14 protein-coding genes are annotated in these 17,208 nt (G+C 54.1%); 13 read left to right on the top strand and 1 reads right to left on the bottom strand.

The annotated features are described in order from the left end of the window. Nucleotides 1-32 precede the first annotated feature (32 nt). The 8 genes from T458_RS30510 to accC all read left to right on the top strand — a co-directional run bounded on the left by T458_RS30510 (nt 33) and on the right by accC (nt 10,195). Nucleotides 33-680: a TetR/AcrR family transcriptional regulator gene (locus T458_RS30510; RefSeq protein WP_023554271.1), complete on the top strand. Its 648-nt coding sequence runs from the start codon at nt 33-35 to the stop codon at nt 678-680. Between the two features lie 189 nt (nt 681-869). After that, nucleotides 870-1,406, top strand: a complete 537-nt coding sequence (gene accB / locus T458_RS30505) for an acetyl-CoA carboxylase biotin carboxyl carrier protein (protein ID WP_023554270.1) — start codon at nt 870-872, stop codon at nt 1,404-1,406. Nucleotides 1,407-1,449: 43 nt separating this feature from the next. Continuing rightward, nucleotides 1,450-3,549, top strand: a complete 2,100-nt coding sequence (locus T458_RS30500) for a methylmalonyl-CoA mutase family protein (protein WP_023554269.1) — start codon at nt 1,450-1,452, stop codon at nt 3,547-3,549. Continuing rightward, nucleotides 3,546-5,750, top strand: a complete 2,205-nt coding sequence (gene scpA, locus T458_RS30495; protein WP_023554268.1) for a methylmalonyl-CoA mutase — start codon at nt 3,546-3,548, stop codon at nt 5,748-5,750. The genes T458_RS30500 and scpA overlap by 4 nt, the downstream gene beginning before the upstream one ends. Then, on the top strand, nt 5,731-6,774 hold the full coding sequence (meaB, locus tag T458_RS30490; protein WP_023554267.1) for a methylmalonyl Co-A mutase-associated GTPase MeaB: 1,044 nt from the start codon (nt 5,731-5,733) through the stop codon (nt 6,772-6,774). Before scpA ends, meaB begins: the two co-directional genes overlap by 20 nt. A gap of 36 nt (nt 6,775-6,810) precedes the next feature. Then, a complete protein-coding gene (locus tag T458_RS30485) occupies nt 6,811-8,352 on the top strand; it encodes an acyl-CoA carboxylase subunit beta (protein ID WP_031305305.1) in 1,542 nt (513 codons plus the stop codon). A gap of 15 nt (nt 8,353-8,367) precedes the next feature. Continuing rightward, nucleotides 8,368-8,835, top strand: coding sequence for an acetyl-CoA carboxylase biotin carboxyl carrier protein (locus T458_RS30480; protein WP_023554265.1), 468 nt, complete (start codon nt 8,368-8,370; stop codon nt 8,833-8,835). 13 nt (nt 8,836-8,848) lie between these two features. Next, nucleotides 8,849-10,195, top strand: coding sequence for an acetyl-CoA carboxylase biotin carboxylase subunit (gene accC / locus T458_RS30475; protein WP_023554264.1), 1,347 nt, complete (start codon nt 8,849-8,851; stop codon nt 10,193-10,195). A 75-nt stretch (nt 10,196-10,270) separates the two neighbouring features. Here the strand turns inward: accC and T458_RS30470 are convergent, their stop codons facing one another. Continuing rightward, nucleotides 10,271-11,518: a cysteine desulfurase-like protein gene (locus T458_RS30470; protein ID WP_023554263.1), complete on the bottom strand. Its 1,248-nt coding sequence runs from the start codon at nt 11,516-11,518 to the stop codon at nt 10,271-10,273. Nucleotides 11,519-11,724: 206 nt separating this feature from the next. Between T458_RS30470 and T458_RS30465 the strand changes: the two genes are divergently transcribed. The 5 genes from T458_RS30465 to T458_RS30445 are packed head-to-tail and all read left to right on the top strand — an operon-like array spanning nt 11,725 to nt 17,158. Beyond that, nucleotides 11,725-12,177, top strand: a complete 453-nt coding sequence (locus T458_RS30465; RefSeq protein WP_023554262.1) for an SRPBCC family protein — start codon at nt 11,725-11,727, stop codon at nt 12,175-12,177. Between the two features lie 26 nt (nt 12,178-12,203). Beyond that, nucleotides 12,204-12,722 carry a (2Fe-2S)-binding protein gene (locus T458_RS30460; RefSeq protein ID WP_023554261.1) on the top strand — a complete coding sequence of 173 codons (519 nt, stop codon included), beginning with the start codon at nt 12,204-12,206 and terminating at the stop codon, nt 12,720-12,722. Nucleotides 12,723-12,737: 15 nt separating this feature from the next. Continuing rightward, on the top strand, nt 12,738-15,086 hold the full coding sequence (locus T458_RS30455; protein WP_023554260.1) for a xanthine dehydrogenase family protein molybdopterin-binding subunit: 2,349 nt from the start codon (nt 12,738-12,740) through the stop codon (nt 15,084-15,086). After that, nucleotides 15,083-15,940 (top strand): FAD binding domain-containing protein, encoded by an 858-nt coding sequence (locus T458_RS30450; protein ID WP_023554259.1) that lies wholly within the window; start codon nt 15,083-15,085, stop codon nt 15,938-15,940. Before T458_RS30455 ends, T458_RS30450 begins: the two co-directional genes overlap by 4 nt. 30 nt (nt 15,941-15,970) lie before the next feature. Beyond that, nucleotides 15,971-17,158, top strand: a complete 1,188-nt coding sequence (locus T458_RS30445) for an XdhC family protein (protein WP_084567898.1) — start codon at nt 15,971-15,973, stop codon at nt 17,156-17,158. The last annotated feature ends 50 nt before the right edge of the window (nt 17,159-17,208 follow it).

Below are 17,208 nucleotides of genomic sequence, written 5' to 3'. Positions count from 1 at the left end.
TATCTATGCTATAATGTTCACGGGTGAAGATAATGAGCGAGAAATCGATTCGGGAAAGAATCATCGAGACTTCCATGCGTCTGTTTGAAGCGCATGGGTATCATCGGGTGACGGTAGATCAGATCGTAAAAGAGAGCGGAACATCCAAAGGCGGATTCTATCATAACTTCAAGTCAAAGGATGAGCTTCTCTATATCATCCACGACCAGTTTATCTCCTATGTACTGGAAAAGGCGCAGGAGGCTTACGAGCAGTGGGAGACGCCTCCGGAACGGCTGCAAGCCATCGTCAAGTCCTTTGTGATGATGATTGATCTCTATCGGTCGCAGGTGACGATTTTTTATCAGGAGAGCTTGTTTTTGGCTCCCGAATATTTCTCCGAGATTGAGAGCAAGCGGGACCAATACAAGAAAATGATGTTTACCGTGATCCAGGAAGGCATCGAAAGCGGAGATTTTCGTCCCGAGCTGCCTGTGACGATTGTCTCGATGGCCATCTTTGGGATGGTCAACTGGATCTACAAATGGTATCAAAAAACAGGTACGTATTCGATCGAGCAAATCGCTGATATTTATGCGGACATGGTTTTGCATTCGATCCTGCAGCCAGACGCGATGAAAAACCCGAGGTACGCTCGCTTTTTCTTGCAGCAACATGATTTTCCAGGCAAGCTGTGGTAGGGCAGCTTGGTGTCGTATGAAAAATAGGCTCCGCTCTTCCTGAACAGGTGTAGCGGGGCTTTTTTTACAGAGAGTGAAGAAAATCACACAACAGACCAACTAGTTGGTCTGTACAAAGGAAGGCACCTCATGGTAAAGTAACCGTATACAGACCAACCAGTCGGTCTCGGGAGTTCAGGAGGAATGACGATGCTAACCATATATGAAGTGAAAGAACTGGTAAAATTGTTGGAACAAACAGATATTGAGTCTGTTGAGGTGAAGGATGACCAATCGCGCATCAGCATCAAGAGAAGTTTTCCCGGTGCACAAGTGACAGCGATTGTGCAAGCAGAACCAGTCAGTTCGTCCAAGACACCAGTAGCAATTCCCGCTGTTGTCGCCCCAGCGGTGACCCATGCACAAACAGAGCGAGCGGTCGTTCAAGAAGCTCCGCGTTCAACCGCAGGCGAAACAGTCGATAGCGCTCAAAGCCATTTCGCAAATATACAGAAGATTGTTTCTCCGATGGTCGGGACCTTCTACGCTGCCCCCGCGGTGGATGCTCCTCCCTACGTCAAAGTGGGGGATCGGGTGCACGCGTCCAGCGTCGTCTGCATCGTAGAAGCGATGAAGCTGTTCAATGAAATTGAGGCGGAAGTGTCGGGGGAGATCGTCCAGGTTCTGGTCGAGAACGGACAATTGGTCGAGCCGGGACAGCCTTTGTTTATGGTCAAATTGGACTGATTGGCAAATAAGCAGCGGACATAGAGGGGAGGGCTATCAATCGATGAGCAATAAGAGGTTGTTTCAGGAATTTGCGGTACCGACCTATGAGCAGTGGCGAGAGGAAGCGGAAAAATCGCTGAAAGGCGCTTCATTCGATGCCAAACTACTTACCAAAACCTACGAAGGAATTACCCTGCAGCCGATTTATCGTGAGGAGGATGTGAAGGACCTGGCACATCTGACGGGACTTCCGGGTGCTGCGCCGTATATACGGGGAACCCGGGCGCTTGGTGTTGCCGCAAAAGGCTGGGAAGTAAGCCAAGAGATCGGGGAAGCAACGCCTGAAGCGTTCAACAAAACCATCAAACATGATCTGGAGCGCGGGCAGACGACGGTGAACCTGTTGCTGAATCATGCCGCTTTGCTCGATCAAGACGAGGATACAGGCGCAGGCATGGCACGCGACAATCACGGCGTCTCCATTTTCTGCCGAGAAGATATGGATGTCGCGTTGGCAGGCGTCGACCTTGCAAAATATCCGTTGTTTTTGCACACCGGTTTTGTGACTTTACCCATGTTAACGTTACTTTTGGCCCATCTGGAAAAGACCGGCCAAGAGACAACCTGCCTCAAGGGTTTTGTCGGGTCGGATCCGCTCGGGACACTCATCGCAGATGGCCAGCTTCCATGTCCCCTGCAAGATGCCTATGAAGACATGGCTGCCGTGGTCAAGTGGGCGAATCAGCATGCTCCCGGACTGCGGACGATTCACGTCATGTCGCATCCATACCACAACGCAGGCGCGAATGCCGTGCAGGAGCTGGCGTTCGGTCTGGCTGCCGGAGTCGAGCATATCCGCGAGTTGTTGAAACGGGGCTTGACCATCGAGCAGATCGCGCCCAAGATGCAGTTCTCCTTTTCCATCGGTTCTCAGGTTTTTATGGAAATCAGCAAGCTGAGAGCCGCTCGTCTTCTCTGGTCTACGATCATCGAGGCATATGGAGGAAGTCCTGAAGCGCAAAAAATGAATATTCACGCGAGGACATCTGCCTGGACCAAAACGGTTCTCGATCCATATGTCAATATGCTGCGTGCAAGCACAGAAGCATTTTCAGCGATTGTTGGGGGAATCGACAGCCTTCACGTCTCTGCCTTCGATGAAGCGATCCGACCTGCCAATGAATTTTCGCGGCGCATTGCCCGCAATACTCAAATTATTCTGGAACAAGAGGCGCATCTCGCCAAGGTCGCCGATCCCGCTGGCGGCTCCTGGTATGTCGAGTGGCTGACCGATCAGATCGCGCAAAAAGCGTGGGGCTTGTTCCAGCAGGTAGAGGAACTAGGCGGGATGCTGAGTGCGATCAAGAGCGGATTCGTGCAAGCGCAGATCGAGCAGGTCGCCGCAAAGAAAGCGGAGAATATCGCGCAGCGAAAAGACCGGATCGTCGGAACCAATATGTACCCCAATATCGAAGAACCGCCACTTGAAAAGGAAAAGTTCATCCGTGGCGCCGCACAGCAAGCAGACGCCTCCATCCAAGCGACGCTCTTGCAATCGCTGCAGCAAACCCGTATCACATCTCCTGAATGGATCGAGCAAGCGGTACAGGCTGTCCATGCCGGGGCAACACTGAGGACGCTGGCGAAGGCTGTTTTGTCGACAGAATATGCTCCGACATCTGTACGTCCGCTCCGCAAGCAACGCGCAGCAGAAGCCTTCGAGGGCCTGCGCCAGAGAGCCGATCAATACCGGGAGAAAAACGGCCATCGTCCGACGGTTTATCTGGCATCCATGGGAGCGCTTGCGAAGCATAAGGCCCGTGCCGACTTTAGTGCCGAATTTTTTGCGGTTGGCGGCTTTGCGGTCCTTCGTCCTGCTCCCGCAGCGAGCGTAGAGGAAGCAGCCGCTGAGGCGATCGCCTCGGGTGCGCCAGTGGTCGCCATTTGCTCGGATGACGAAAGCTATCCCAGTATTGTCGTACCCTTCGCGCAACGAATCAAGGCAGCCAGGCCGGAGGTCGTCCTGCTCTTGGCTGGATTGCCTGGGACGGAGCAGATGGACGAATACCGGGCTGCCGGTGTGGATGACTGGATTCATGTCCGGACGAACGCTTACCAGATGCTTCACGACCTTCAGGAACGTATAGGGGTGATGTCATGAGCAAGCAGCCTGATTTTACAAAAATACAGTATCGTTCCCATAAATCTTTGTCATCGGTTCCGGAATGGGAAGCAAAAGCCAAAGATGAGGCAGGCGTATCCCTGGATGAGCTGTTGTGGCAAACGCTGGAGCAAATTCCCGTGAAGCCGTTGTATACAGCCGAAGATACCGCAGGAATGAGCCACACTGGCTATTTGCCCGGCTTGCCTCCTTATTTTCGTGGACCATATCCGACGATGTACGTGACCCGTCCCTGGACCGTCCGCCAATACGCTGGGTTTTCTACGGCAGAGGAGAGCAATGCCTTTTACCGGCGCAATCTGGCGGCAGGACAAAAGGGGCTGTCCATCGCGTTCGACCTGGCGACACATCGCGGCTATGATTCCGATCACCCCCGCGTCGTCGGCGACGTGGGAAAAGCGGGGGTGGCCGTCGACTCCATCCTTGATATGAAAATCTTGTTTGACGGCATCCCGCTGGATCAGATGTCGGTATCGATGACGATGAATGGCGCCGTCTTGCCGATTATGGCCTTTTACATCGTGGCAGCAGAAGAGCAGGGTGTCGATCAGTCCAAGCTGACCGGAACGATTCAAAATGACATTTTGAAAGAATACATGGTGCGTAACACCTATATCTATCCGCCTGAAGCGTCGATGAAAATCATCTCGGATATTTTCGCCTATACGTCCAAGCACATGCCCAAATTCAACAGCATCAGCATTTCCGGCTACCATATGCAGGAGGCAGGTGCGACCGCCGACATCGAGCTGGCGTACACCTTGGCTGACGGGCTGGAGTACGTTCGCACAGGCCTGAAAGCTGGCATTGACATCGACGCCTTTGCCCCGAGGCTCTCCTTCTTCTGGGCAATCGGCATGAACTATTTTATGGAGGTAGCCAAGATGCGGGCCGCTCGCTTGATCTGGGCCAATCTGATCAAGCAGTTCAATCCGAAAAATGAGAAATCGATGGCCTTGCGCACGCATTCCCAGACCTCGGGCTGGAGCTTGACGGAGCAAGATCCGTTCAACAACGTCATTCGCACGAACATCGAGGCAATGGCAGCCGCCCTCGGCCATACCCAGTCGCTTCACACCAATGCTTTGGACGAAGCGATTGCCTTGCCGACCGACTTCTCTGCCCGCATCGCCCGCAATACCCAGCTGTATTTGCAGGATGAGACCGGGATCTGCAAAGTGGTGGATCCATGGGCGGGTTCCTACTATGTGGAATCCTTGACGGCACAGCTCGTGGAGCGCGCCTGGGAGCATATCGAGGAGATCGAAGCCCTGGGCGGGATGGCAAAAGCGATCGAGACGGGTCTGCCAAAGATGAAGATTGAGGAAGCCGCCGCTCGTCGCCAGGCGCATATCGATTCGCGCAAAGAAGCGATTATCGGGGTCAACAAGTACCGCTTGGAAAAAGAAGATCCGCTGGAAATTCTCGAAGTGGATAACACAGCGGTTCGGGAGGCGCAGATCCGCCGCCTCAAGGAACTGCGGGAGAATCGGGACGAGGCGAGAGTGCAGGCCGCTTTGCGGGCGATCACCACATGTGCCGAGACAGGGGAAGGCAATCTTCTGGCCTTGGCGATCGAAGCTGCCCGTGCCAGAGCATCTCTCGGTGAAATCTCGGATGCATATGAAAAAGTGGTTGGACGCCATAAAGCAGTGATTCGTTCGATCAGCGGGGTCTACAGCGCTGAATTCGGTGAAGCGGAAGAAGTGGCGGCTGTGCGCAAAATGGCAGACGAATTTGAGCAATGGGAAGGAAGACGTCCGCGCATCATGATCGCCAAAATGGGTCAGGACGGACACGACCGCGGAGCGAAAGTGATCGCGACAGCATTTGCCGACATGGGCTTTGACGTCGATGTAGGACCGCTTTTCCAGACGCCGGAGGAGACAGCCAAGCAAGCTGTGGAAAACGACGTGCACGCCATCGGGTTCAGCTCGCTTGCCGCCGGACACAAAACCCTCCTGCCGCAATTGGTCGAAGAACTGAAAAAGCTGGGACGCGATGACATCGTAGTGGTCATCGGAGGAGTCATCCCGCCACAGGATTACGCCTTCCTGCGAGAACATGGCGCGGCAGCCATTTTCGGACCGGGAACGGTCATTCCGGTGGCTGCACAGAACGTGATCCAGGAGATCGTCCGTCGACTGGAGGCTTCCGACTATGAGCGAAGCCAAGCATGATCGGAGTTTCTTGACGTTTTCCTCTACGGTCCGTCGTCCCCGGCTTTCTGTGGAGCAATATGTACAAGGCGTTCTGGAAAATAACCGGTCGGTATTGGCGCAGGCAATCACCTTGGTGGAAAGCAATTCTCCTGTTCACATGGAAATAGCCCAGGAAGTCCTCGGGCAGCTTCTCCCGCATACCGGCAAGTCGATTCGAATCGGCATTACTGGAGTCCCGGGTGCTGGAAAAAGCACCTTTATCGAAGCGTTCGGCATGATGTTATGCGAAAAGGGGCATCGCGTAGCGGTACTTGCAGTCGATCCCAGCAGTCCGGTAACGAAGGGCAGCATTTTGGGGGACAAGACGAGGATGGAGCTTTTGTCGCGTAATCCGAATGCCTTTATTCGTCCTTCCGCTGCCGGCGGGACACTGGGCGGCGTAAACCGCAAGACGAGAGAGACGATGTTGATCTGTGAAGCGGCAGGATTTGATGTGATTTTGATAGAGACAGTCGGTGTGGGCCAAAGTGAAACGACAGTTCGGTCGATGGTCGATTTCTTTTTGCTGCTCATGCTGACGGGTGCAGGAGATGAGCTCCAAGGAATCAAGAAGGGGGTCATCGAGATTGCCGACGCCCTTTTGATCAACAAAGCAGACGGAGAGAACAAAGATCGGGCATTGATCGCAAAAGGCGAGTTTAACCGCGTCCTGCACTATTTGCAGCCAGCCACGCCAGGCTGGGAGACGAAAGCGTACATGTGCTCCTCTCTGACGTGTGAAGGCATACCGGAGATTTGGGCCGTGATCGAGAACTTTCGTGAGAGGATGACACGCTCAGGTTTCCTCCAGTCTCGTCGCCAGGCCCAGTCCTTGAATTGGATGCAAAGCATGACAGCCGATTATCTTCACGCACATTTTTACAGCCATCCAGAAGTGGCCAAGGCCCTCCCCGATGTGGAGGGGAGAGTCGCCAGGGGAGAGCTTTCCGCGACAAGTGCTGTCCAGCAGTTGATCGCCATCTACGAAAAATCCTTTCAATAAAAGGTGAATGGAGTGAAAAAGCCTGCCATGAGCAAAATGCATGAGAAAATCGACGAATTGATGGAGCGCAAGTTCAAGATTCAACTCGGCGGGGGAGACGCTCGCATCGATGCCCAGCACGATCGCGGCAAGCTTACTGCCCGTGAGCGGATCGAGCTGCTGCTTGACCCGGACAGCTTCATGGAGTTGAATCCGTTTGTGGAGCATCGCGCCACCCATTTTGGCTTGGACCAGATCGAAGCGCCAGGGGAAGGCGTCGTGACAGGGTATGGAAAAATTCACGGCAGGCCTGTCTACATTTTTGCACAGGATTTTACAGTGTTCGGCGGAGCGTTGGGTGAGATGCACGCGATGAAAATCGCCAAGGTGATGGACTTGGCTGCCAAAAACGGCGCGCCTGTCATCGGGCTGAACGATTCCGGCGGCGCGCGCATTCAGGAAGGCGTCAGCTCCCTGGACGGCTACGGGACGATTTTTTACCGCAACGCGATCTATTCGGGAGTGATTCCGCAAATCTCCGTGATACTCGGCCCTTGCGCGGGTGGAGCCGTATACTCCCCGGCGATTACGGATTTTGTATTTATGGTGGAAAAGACGAGCCAGATGTTCATTACAGGTCCAAAAGTCATCGAGACTGTGACGGGAGAAAAAATTTCGGCGGAAAATCTGGGCGGCGCCAAGGTGCACGCCAGCATCAGTGGTAATGCGCATTTCACAGGAGAGACCGAGCAGGAGGTCTTGGAAGAAGTGCGCCGTCTGCTCAGCTTTCTGCCGCAAAACAATCAGGAAAAACCGCCTCTTGTCGAGACTGCGATACGGCGTGAGCTGCAGGAGGAACTGCTGGAGCTGGTTCCGGCTGAGAGCACCAAGGTCTACGATGTCCGCAAAGTCATCGAGACGATCGTGGATAACGGTGATTTTCTGGAGGTTCAGCCGCAGTTCGCCAAAAACATCGTCGTAGGGTTCGCCCGCATCGACGGACACAGCGTCGGGATGATCGCCAACCAGCCCAAGGTCATGGCAGGCGGACTGGATATTCATTCCTCCGACAAGCTGGCGCGGTTTATTCGCTTCTGCGATTGCTTCAACATTCCGCTCGTCACCTTTGAGGACGTGTCCGGCTTCTTCCCCGGGATCAACCAGGAGCACGGGGGAATCATCCGCCATGGCGCCAAGATTTTGTACGCCTATTCCGAAGCGACAGTACCCAAAATTACGGTCATTCTGCGCAAAGCGTACGGAGGCGCATATGTGGCGCTCAACTCCAAGTCGATTGGCGCAGATATCGTCTACGCATGGCCCAATGCGGAAATTGCCGTGATGGGACCCGAGGGGGCGGCCAATATCATCTTCGCCAAAGAGATTGAGCAAAGCGAGGACCCGGCTGCGACAAGAGCGGAAAAAATCGCAGAATACCGCGAGAAATTCGCCAATCCTTACGTCGCTGCCAGCCTCGGCATGGTCGATGATGTCATCGATCCGCGCGAGACGAGAACCAAGGTGGCGCAAGCGCTGGAAATGCTGCGCCACAAAACCGAAAGCCGACCCGCGAAAAAGCATGGGAACATCCCATTGTAGGAGTGATAACTTGCGATGAAACTTCATGATATACGGGAATTGATCAAATTGGTGAATCAGTCATCAATCGAGGAATTGGAATGGGAGCGTGATGGCAAAAGCATCGTGATCAAAAAGGCAGCTCCTGCAACGATCGTTGTGACTCCAGAAATACCTGCACAGGAAGCCGTAGAAACCAAAGAAAACGAAGGCTATCAACAGGCTGCAGCTGCTTTGGAAGAGGCAATAGCTGCCCCAGAGCCAGAAGCATCCGTGGAAAAAAGATCGTACATCACCTCGTCCTCTGTAGGCTTGTTCTACACTGCTGTTACTCCCGGGCAAAAAATCAAAACGGGAGATCTGGTTGGTCGTCTAAACGTCGAGTCCCTCCAATTGACAGAAGAAGTTCGTGCAGTATCGGATGGGGAAGTCGAAGAAATTCTTGTTGCGGACGGTCAGCTCGTCGATTATGGACGAAATCTGATTGCGGTCAAGAACAAGTAGGGGGAGTAAAAGGATGTTTACAAAAGTACTGATCGCCAATCGCGGTGAAATCGCGGTTCGGATCATTCGCGCTTGCCGGGAGTTGGGTCTGGCTACGGTTGCCGTCTATTCGGAAACGGATCGTGAAGCCTTGCATGTTCAATTGGCCGATGAGGCATACTGCATCGGCCCTACCGCTTCCAAAGTCAGTTATTTGAATATGTCACGCATCATCAGCATTGCGTTGTTGACCAAAGCAGATGCAATCCACCCGGGTTACGGCTTTTTGGCGGAGAATGCTTCCTTTGCCCAGCTTTGCCGGGATTGCTCGATTGCGTTCATCGGTCCGGAGGCAGAATCCATCCAAAAAATGGGGGACAAATCCGTAGCCAAATCGACGATGCGGGCAGCGAATGTACCGCTCGTGCCGGGTACAGAAGGACTGATCGAAGACATCGAAGAAGCGCTCCAGGTCGCTAAAAGCATCGGCTATCCGGTCATTGTAAAAGCAACCGCTGGCGGGGGCGGCCGCGGCATGCGTGTGGCTTTCGACGAGCACGAGCTTAGCAAGTCCATTCGTCAGGCGCAGAAGGAAGCGGAGACAGCTTTCGGCAATGCAGGGGTCTACCTGGAGAAATACGTAGAGGAGCCTCGACACGTCGAGATTCAGGTAATGGGCGACAAGCACGGAAATGTGGTCTACTTGGGGGAGCGTGACTGCTCGATTCAACGCCGACACCAAAAGCTCGTCGAAGAAGCGCCGTCTCCTGCCCTGGATCAGAGCTTGCGTGAAGCGATGGGGCAGGCAGCAGTCGCCGCAGCGAAAGCGGTGAACTACCACGGTGCGGGAACAGTCGAATTTTTGCTCGACAAGCACGGCCAATTTTATTTCATGGAGATGAATACGCGAATCCAGGTGGAGCATCCCGTTACGGAAATGATTACGGGCTTTGATCTGATCAAGGAGCAAATTCTCGTGGCAGCCGGGAAGCCGCTTTCCTTCCGTCAAGAAGACGTGAAGATCAACGGTTGGGCTATCGAGTGCCGGATCAATGCAGAGAATCCCGCCAAAAACTTCATGCCTTCTCCAGGCAAGGTAGCCAATTACCTGCCGCCGGGAGGCTACGGGGTGCGAGTTGACAGCGCTGTTTATCCCGGCTATGAAATTACACCCTTCTACGATTCGATGGTGGCCAAGCTGATCGTCTGGGGCAAGGATCGCGAAGAAGCCATCGCGCGCATGAAGCGGGCACTGGAAGAATTCATCATCGATGGCGTGCATACGACGATTCCTTTCCACTCCAAGCTATTGGAGCATCCAGACTTCGTATCCGGCAACTTTGCGACAAACTTCTTGGAAATTCATAAATTGGAATTGTAAACGTTGGAAATCATTCATGAAAATAAGAAACGAGCCCGAGAGGCAACTCTTGAGGGCTCGTTTTCTATATTTGCATTACCGAAGTGTATGTACGATCTCTTGGATGCCTTGGATAAACCGGTCGATTTCTTCCTCCGTGTTGTAAGGAGCAAGTCCTGCACGAATCCAGCCGCCATCCTGATTGATTCCCAGCTTGTCAGCGAGCGTCATTGCATAGAAGTCGCCGTCGGCAACAAACACGGCGTGTTCATCTGCCATGCGTTGACAGACCTCATGAGGCGAGATGCCTGCGATTCGAAAAGCAATCGTCGGTGTTTTTGGCACTTCGGGAGCTGCTTGGTACAGGGTGACCTCAGGGATGGCTTGCAGGGCGTTGCGCATTTTTTCCGCCAGAGCATTTTCATAGGATTCGATCAATTCAAACCCGCTTCGGAACTGCTCCCGCAGCGTCTCGCCTTGTCCCAGGCTGGCAATAAACTGGACAGCAGGCTTGATGCCCGCAATTCCTTCATGGTTTTGCGTCCCGGTTTCCAGCTTGTCGGGCAGGTGTTGGGGAGCAGGAGCCAGCTTGTACGGCAGCAGCGACTCGAACAATCCTTCGCGGATGACGGCGATGCCGATGTGTGGACCAAAAAATTTATAGGCAGAGCAAAGCAGAAGATCTGCGCCCAACTGGTCTCGATCCACAAAAAAATGAGGAGTGGCATGAACAGCGTCAACGGCCATGATCGCTCCAACCTCTCTGGCTTTTGCGGCGATCCTTGGAACATCGTTGATGGTCCCAACGGCATTGGAAGCAAGGCCGACCGCAACCAGCTTGGTTCGTGGCGTGATGATGTCATCCAGGTCCTCCAGCTCGAGTGTCAAGCTGTCCGGATGAACCCGCAGCCAGCGAACGGTCATGCCGCGATCTTCGGCGATCGAAAGCCAGGGGTCGACATTAGCGCGATGATCCAGCTCCGTGACAACCAGCTCATCGCCAGCCTGCCATTGCCGTCCCAATGCCCTGGCGATGGCAAACGTGATGGTAGTCATATTGGCGCCAAAGACGACTTCGTTTGACTTGGCACCAAAGAGCTGTGCGACGGATTCGCGGGCTTCGGCGATCGTCGCTTCCGTCTCCCGGCTGGAGGGAAAGGAGCCGTGCAGATTGGCGCCTCCATTAGCCATGTAGGCATAGATGGCGTCCATGGAGCTTTTCACTACTTGAGAACCTCCAGGGCCATCCAAATAGACGGCGCTTTTTCCCTGAAAGGTTCGTTTGAGGGCCGGGAACTTCTGGCGTACGGCATCGATCGGGAACGAACGGAGTGTTTTCGTCATGCAACTCGTCTCCTTTATTGGGATGGTAAAATCATCCTTCTAATTCATATTATCATAATAGTTGCAATATTTTGAGTCGTTGTTGTAGGAAGTATGTTTGTCTGCTATATTTAAAAGTATCAAGCACGGAGAAAAGACAGCGATGTCGAAAATTATCAAAATATTCCGAATTAAATTCTTGGCATTTTTTCAAGGAGGGATACTACTTGCAGCTTTCCTATACGCATACCTTTTCTTTACCAAGGGAGATTGTCTGGAAGTTGATCCAAAATGAGGACGTCCTGAAAACCGCGATACCTGGATGCAAATCCTTTTCCCGAATGGATGACGGCAGTTACGACGTCGAAATGGGATTGAGTGTAGGACCCGTAAAGGGTGTATTCACCGGACAGGTCCAAATGACAGACCAGGAAGAGCCATCTTACTACTGCTTGAAAGTAAAGGGAAAAGGATTGCCGGGAGAAGTGGACGCAGTGGCCCACATGCATCTGGACGAGACGGAGAACGGGGCTGCGGTGACATGCCGAATGGAGGTGGTGGTGACAGGGGTTCTGGCTTCAGTAGGTCAACGCGTCATGGGTGGTGTGGCAAAGCTCGTCTTGGGACAATTTTTCAAATCGGCAGACACGGAAATGAGGAAGTTGACATCACAGGTGTAAGCTTTCGATTTTTAGGAGGTGTGACGATGGCCCATCAAGCAGAGGTATCGATGAAGGTCAATGGGGCGGAGAGCAAAAGCGTTATCGAACCGCGCATGCTCCTGGTCCATTATCTTCGCGAGGAACTGAATCTGACAGGTACACATATTGGCTGTGATACGAGCCAGTGCGGAGCTTGCACCGTACTTTTGGACGGAGATCCCGTGAAATCCTGTACCGTCTTGGCTGTGCAGGCGAATGGAAAATCCATTACGACAGTCGAAGGGCTTGCCAGCAAAGAAGGGCTTCATCCCATCCAGATGAGCTTCTGGGAGAAGCACGGGCTGCAGTGCGGCTTCTGCACGCCCGGGGTAATGATCGCAGCGATCGGCTTGCTGAATGAAAACCCTGACCCCAGCGAGGAAGAGATACGTCTTGCCTTGGAGGGCGTCATTTGCCGCTGTACCGGGTACCAGTTCATCGTGGACGCGGTGAAGCATGCCGCACAGACGTTACGGGAAGCAGGGGAAACAAAAGTTGCGATGGCCGACTCTATGAAGGCTTAAGGAGGTAGGGTAACGATGGCTAGCTTGATCGGAAGTGCTGTCAGACGCAAGGAAGATCCGCGTTTGCTGACAGGAAACGGCTGTTTTACAGATGATATCAAGCTGACTGGCATGGTACATGCCGCCTTCCTGCGCAGCCCTCATGCACATGCCCGGATCATCCGTGTGGATACTGAAAAGGCAAGAAGTCTCCCAGGTGTCACGGCTGTTTTCACGGGGCTTGATTTGGCAGGAAAAATGAAAGCTGTTCCGGCCATGTGGTTTTTGCCGGGCTGCGACCTGAAACCGAAGGATCGGCCTGCACTGGCAACCGATAAAGTGCGTTACGCTGGTGAAGCTGTTGCGGTGGTGATCGCAGAGAACCGCTACGTGGCGCGAGACGCCCTCGATCTGATCGAAGTGGACTACGAGGTATTGCCGGCAGTCGTGTCTCAGGAGCTGGCCATGCAGGATGACGCCGCTCTGTTGCATGATGATGTGCCGAATAATCTGGCTTTGTTGTGGAAGGCAGGCGAGATACCGGACGAGGTCTTCGCGGATGCGGAGGTCGTGGTCAAACAACGCCTCTACAACCAACGGGTCATCCCGAGTCCGATGGAGACCAGGGGCGCAGTCGCCCAGTACAATCCGGGGAGCGGCGAAATGACTCTCTGGTGTACTTCGCAAAATCCACATATACATCGGCTGATTTATGCGGATGTGTTGGGAATCCCCGAGACCAAGCTGCGCATCATCGCACCGGATGTCGGCGGAGGCTTTGGTGCCAAGATCGCCACCTATACGGAGGAGGCCGTCGTCGCCTGCATCGCCCGTGAAATCCAAAAGCCCGTGAAATGGGTGGAGGAACGCAAGGAGCATTTTATGGCGACAAGCCACGGACGCGACGAAGTGCTTGAAGTAGAGCTTGCGGGTACGAAGGACGGGCGCATCACTGCACTTCGCGTAACCAACACGGCCAATCTGGGGGCCTATCTGTCCACATTCGGCGCTGGCTGCCCAACGATAGACTTCGGTTTGATGGTCACAGGCGCGTACGCCATTCCGCAGGCGGCTGTCGTCACATACGGAGTCTACACCAACACCACGCCGACAGATGCGTATCGGGGAGCAGGCAAGCCAGAGGCGACATACCAGATCGAGCGCGCCATCGATCTCTTTGCGGACAAAATCGGCATGGACCCGGTAGAAGTGCGACGCATCAATCTGGTTCCGAATGATGCCTTCCCCTACAACAGTGCGATGGGTGTCACCTATGACAGCGGCGATTATCAAAAGGCGCTGGATAAAGCATTGGAGATATTCGACTACGAGGCATTCCGCGAAGAGCAGAAGGAACAGCGGCAGAAGGGCAAATACCTGGGCGTTGGATTTTCCACGTATGTAGAGTTGTGCGGCTTCGGTCCTTCAGCAGTGGCTGGAGCGATCGGCTTTCAAGGCGGCGTATGGGAGAACAGCACCGTCCGCGTCCACCCTGGCGGTACAGTTACCGTCTTTACCGGTACTTCACCGCATGGCCAAGGAACTGCTACCACGTTTTGCCAAATCGTAGCCGAGAAATTAGGCGTTCCCCTTTCGGATGTGGAGCTTGTCTCCGGCGATACGCAAAGCGTTTCGATGGGCTGGGGTACATACGGTTCGCGCGCTACGGCTGTCGGCGGGGCTGCCGTCTCGCTGGCGACGGACCGTGTGATCGAAAAGGCGCGCAAGATCGCTGCGCATGAACTGGAAACAACCGTGGATCAGATCGAGTTTATCGCGGGCCAATTTACGGTAAAAGGAGATCTGTCGAGAAGCAGGACGATCCAGCAAATTGCAAGATCTGCTAATTATGCCTGGAATCTGCCGGAAGGAGTCGAGCCGGCTCTTGAGGGCCAATCCTTCTTTGATCCCTCCAATTTCGTCTATCCGTTCGGCACACATATTTGTGTTGTGGAGGTAGATGAAGGCACAGGTGAGGTGGAGATCAAGCGTTACATCGCCGTCGATGATGTGGGGAGAGTGATCAATCCGCTGCTGGCAGAAGGGCAGGTGCACGGAGGAATTGCCCAGGGCGTGGGGCAAGCGCTTTGGGAGGGAGCTGTCTATACGGAACAGGGCCAGCTGCAGTCTGGCACGTTTATGGATTACACGATGCCAAAAGCGCGTTTCTTCCCTCCGATCGAGTCGGCTTTTACCGAAACGCTTTCACCGGTCAATCCGCTCGGTGCCAAAGGGATTGGCGAGACCGGAACGACTGCGGCGCCACCAGCAGTAGTCAACGCCGTCATGGATGCGTTGAAGCCGTTTGGCGTAGCCGCGTTGGATATGCCGCTCACCCCTGAAAAAGTATGGCGGGCGATTCGCAGTGGGAGGGATAAGGAATGATACCAAGCACCTTTTCTTATGTTCAAGCCCACTCCGTCGAAGAGGCGATCCGTCTCTTGCGTGAAAGTGACGGGGAAGGGAAACTGCTGGCGGGCGGACACAGTCTTGTGCCGCTGCTCAAATTTCGCTTGACGACACCCGGAACACTCATTGACATCGGGGAGATCCCGGAGCTGAGAGGAGTGCGGAAGGAAGGGAATCGAATCGTCATCGGAGCTATGACGACCTATCGCCAAGTGCTCTCGGACCCTCTCGTCGCCCAACACTTGCCCTTACTCGCTCAGGCCATCGGACAGATCGGCGACATCCAAATTCGCAACCGCGGAACGATTGGCGGAAATATCGCGCATGCGGACCCTGCCGCCGACCTTCCTGGAGTCGCACTCGCTCTGGACGCCATGCTGGAGATCCAAGGGGAGGATGGAGCAGAGCTCGTGGAAGCAGATGGTTTTTTCCTGGGCCCACTTGTAACCGCACTGCCGGAGACCAGTCTTCTCACTTCCGTCTCCTTTCTGATTCCCCCTGAAGGGGCGAGAAGCACATATCTGAAATACGCTCATCCTGCTTCCGGCTATGCGGTTGTCGGCGTATGCGCGATTGCCGCCCTCGACCCCGACGGAGTTGTCTCCACCATTCGGGTGGCGGTCAATGGAGCCGGAGACGTGGCATACCGAGCCAGAAGCGTAGAGGATAAGCTGCTGGGGCACGCTCCGACTGCAGAGCGAATTCGCCAGGCTGCATCGTTGGCCGCCGATGACGGTGAGATGGGCAGCGATCAATTTGCGTCAGAAGAGTATCGGCGACACCTCTGCTGTGTGTATGCACAGCGGGCTTTGGAAGCCATTTTGCTTTGACGCGGTTTGCAGGAGGCGCCCACTCGATTGATGGAGTGGGCCCTCGGTAAACAAAAAGGAGGTGCGCGGATGTACGAGCAGATGGAGATTGCAAGGGCTATCGAGGAGGCGAGTATGGCAGGGCTGGGGGGAGCGCTTGCGACTGTGATCCGTGTAACGGGTTCGGCTTATCGCCATCCGGGTGCCAAAATGTATATCGATTCGCAGGGAAAATCCCGTGGCATGATTTCGGGAGGTTGTCTGGAAGCAGACGTTACCGAGATAGCGCTGAATGTAATGGAAACAGCCAAACCAGTGCGAAAAGAGTATGTCATGGATGAAGACCTCGTATGGGGACTCGGTCTTGGCTGCCCGGGAACCGTCGAGGTGTACATAGAACCGATGCCGCCCGCTGTTTTTCAGAATGATCTCTTGCAGGAATGGCGCAGGACGGTTTTGGAGGGGAAATCAGGGGTTCTTTGCACCTTGTTTCTTCCAGAATCAGATGAAGGTTTGGAATCAAAACCCGCTAGAATGTTCATTCCGCAATGGGGCAATCCACTTGGCGATCTCGGGCTTCCGGGCTGGAACAAGTTTGCGACCCAGCTTGCTCAGCAGCAGTTGAATCTCTCACATGCCAAATCAACCATGCTTGCCCTTCCTGATGAAGGGGGAGAGATTTTTCTCGACGTATATCAGCCAGCACCGCAATTGCTGGTCTTTGGAGCCGGACATGATGCGTTGCCGCTAGTCGAAATGGGGGCCACGCTCGGTTTTTCCGTGACCGTCGTCGATCCGAGGCCCGGATTCAATACCGCGGAACGCTTCCCCAAAGCGGAGCAGCGTTTGCTGATCTCGCCACAAGAGATGGTGGATGCGTCCATCGGGGGATGTACCTACGTGGTGATCATGAACCATCACCTGGAGCGTGACAAGGATGCATTGCGCTTTGCTTTACAGTCGAAAGCGCCGTATGTGGGAATGTTGGGCCCAAGAAAGCGGTGCGAGCGAATCATGAATTCTCTAATGCAAGAAGGCATAACGTTTACCAAGGATGAACTCTCACGCTTGTACAATCCGATCGGACTGAATCTGGGGGCTGACTCCCCTGAGGAGATCGCGGTAAGCATCCTCGCAGAATTGGTTGCGGTGCACAGAGGTCAGGATGGCGGATTTTTGCGTGATCGGCAAGCGAATCGCGAGAGAGCATCCCATCTTTCACTGACGCAGACATCTTGATTGGAAAATCCGTTTTGAACGCAATGATTTTCAGATGTTTATGGAGGTGA

It is taken from the genome of Brevibacillus panacihumi W25 (genome assembly GCF_000503775.1).
GTDB lineage: Bacteria > Bacillota > Bacilli > Brevibacillales > Brevibacillaceae > Brevibacillus > Brevibacillus panacihumi_A.
The sequence above is the reverse complement of the archived record's forward strand: the minus strand, read 5'-3'. Positions and strand labels throughout refer to the sequence as shown.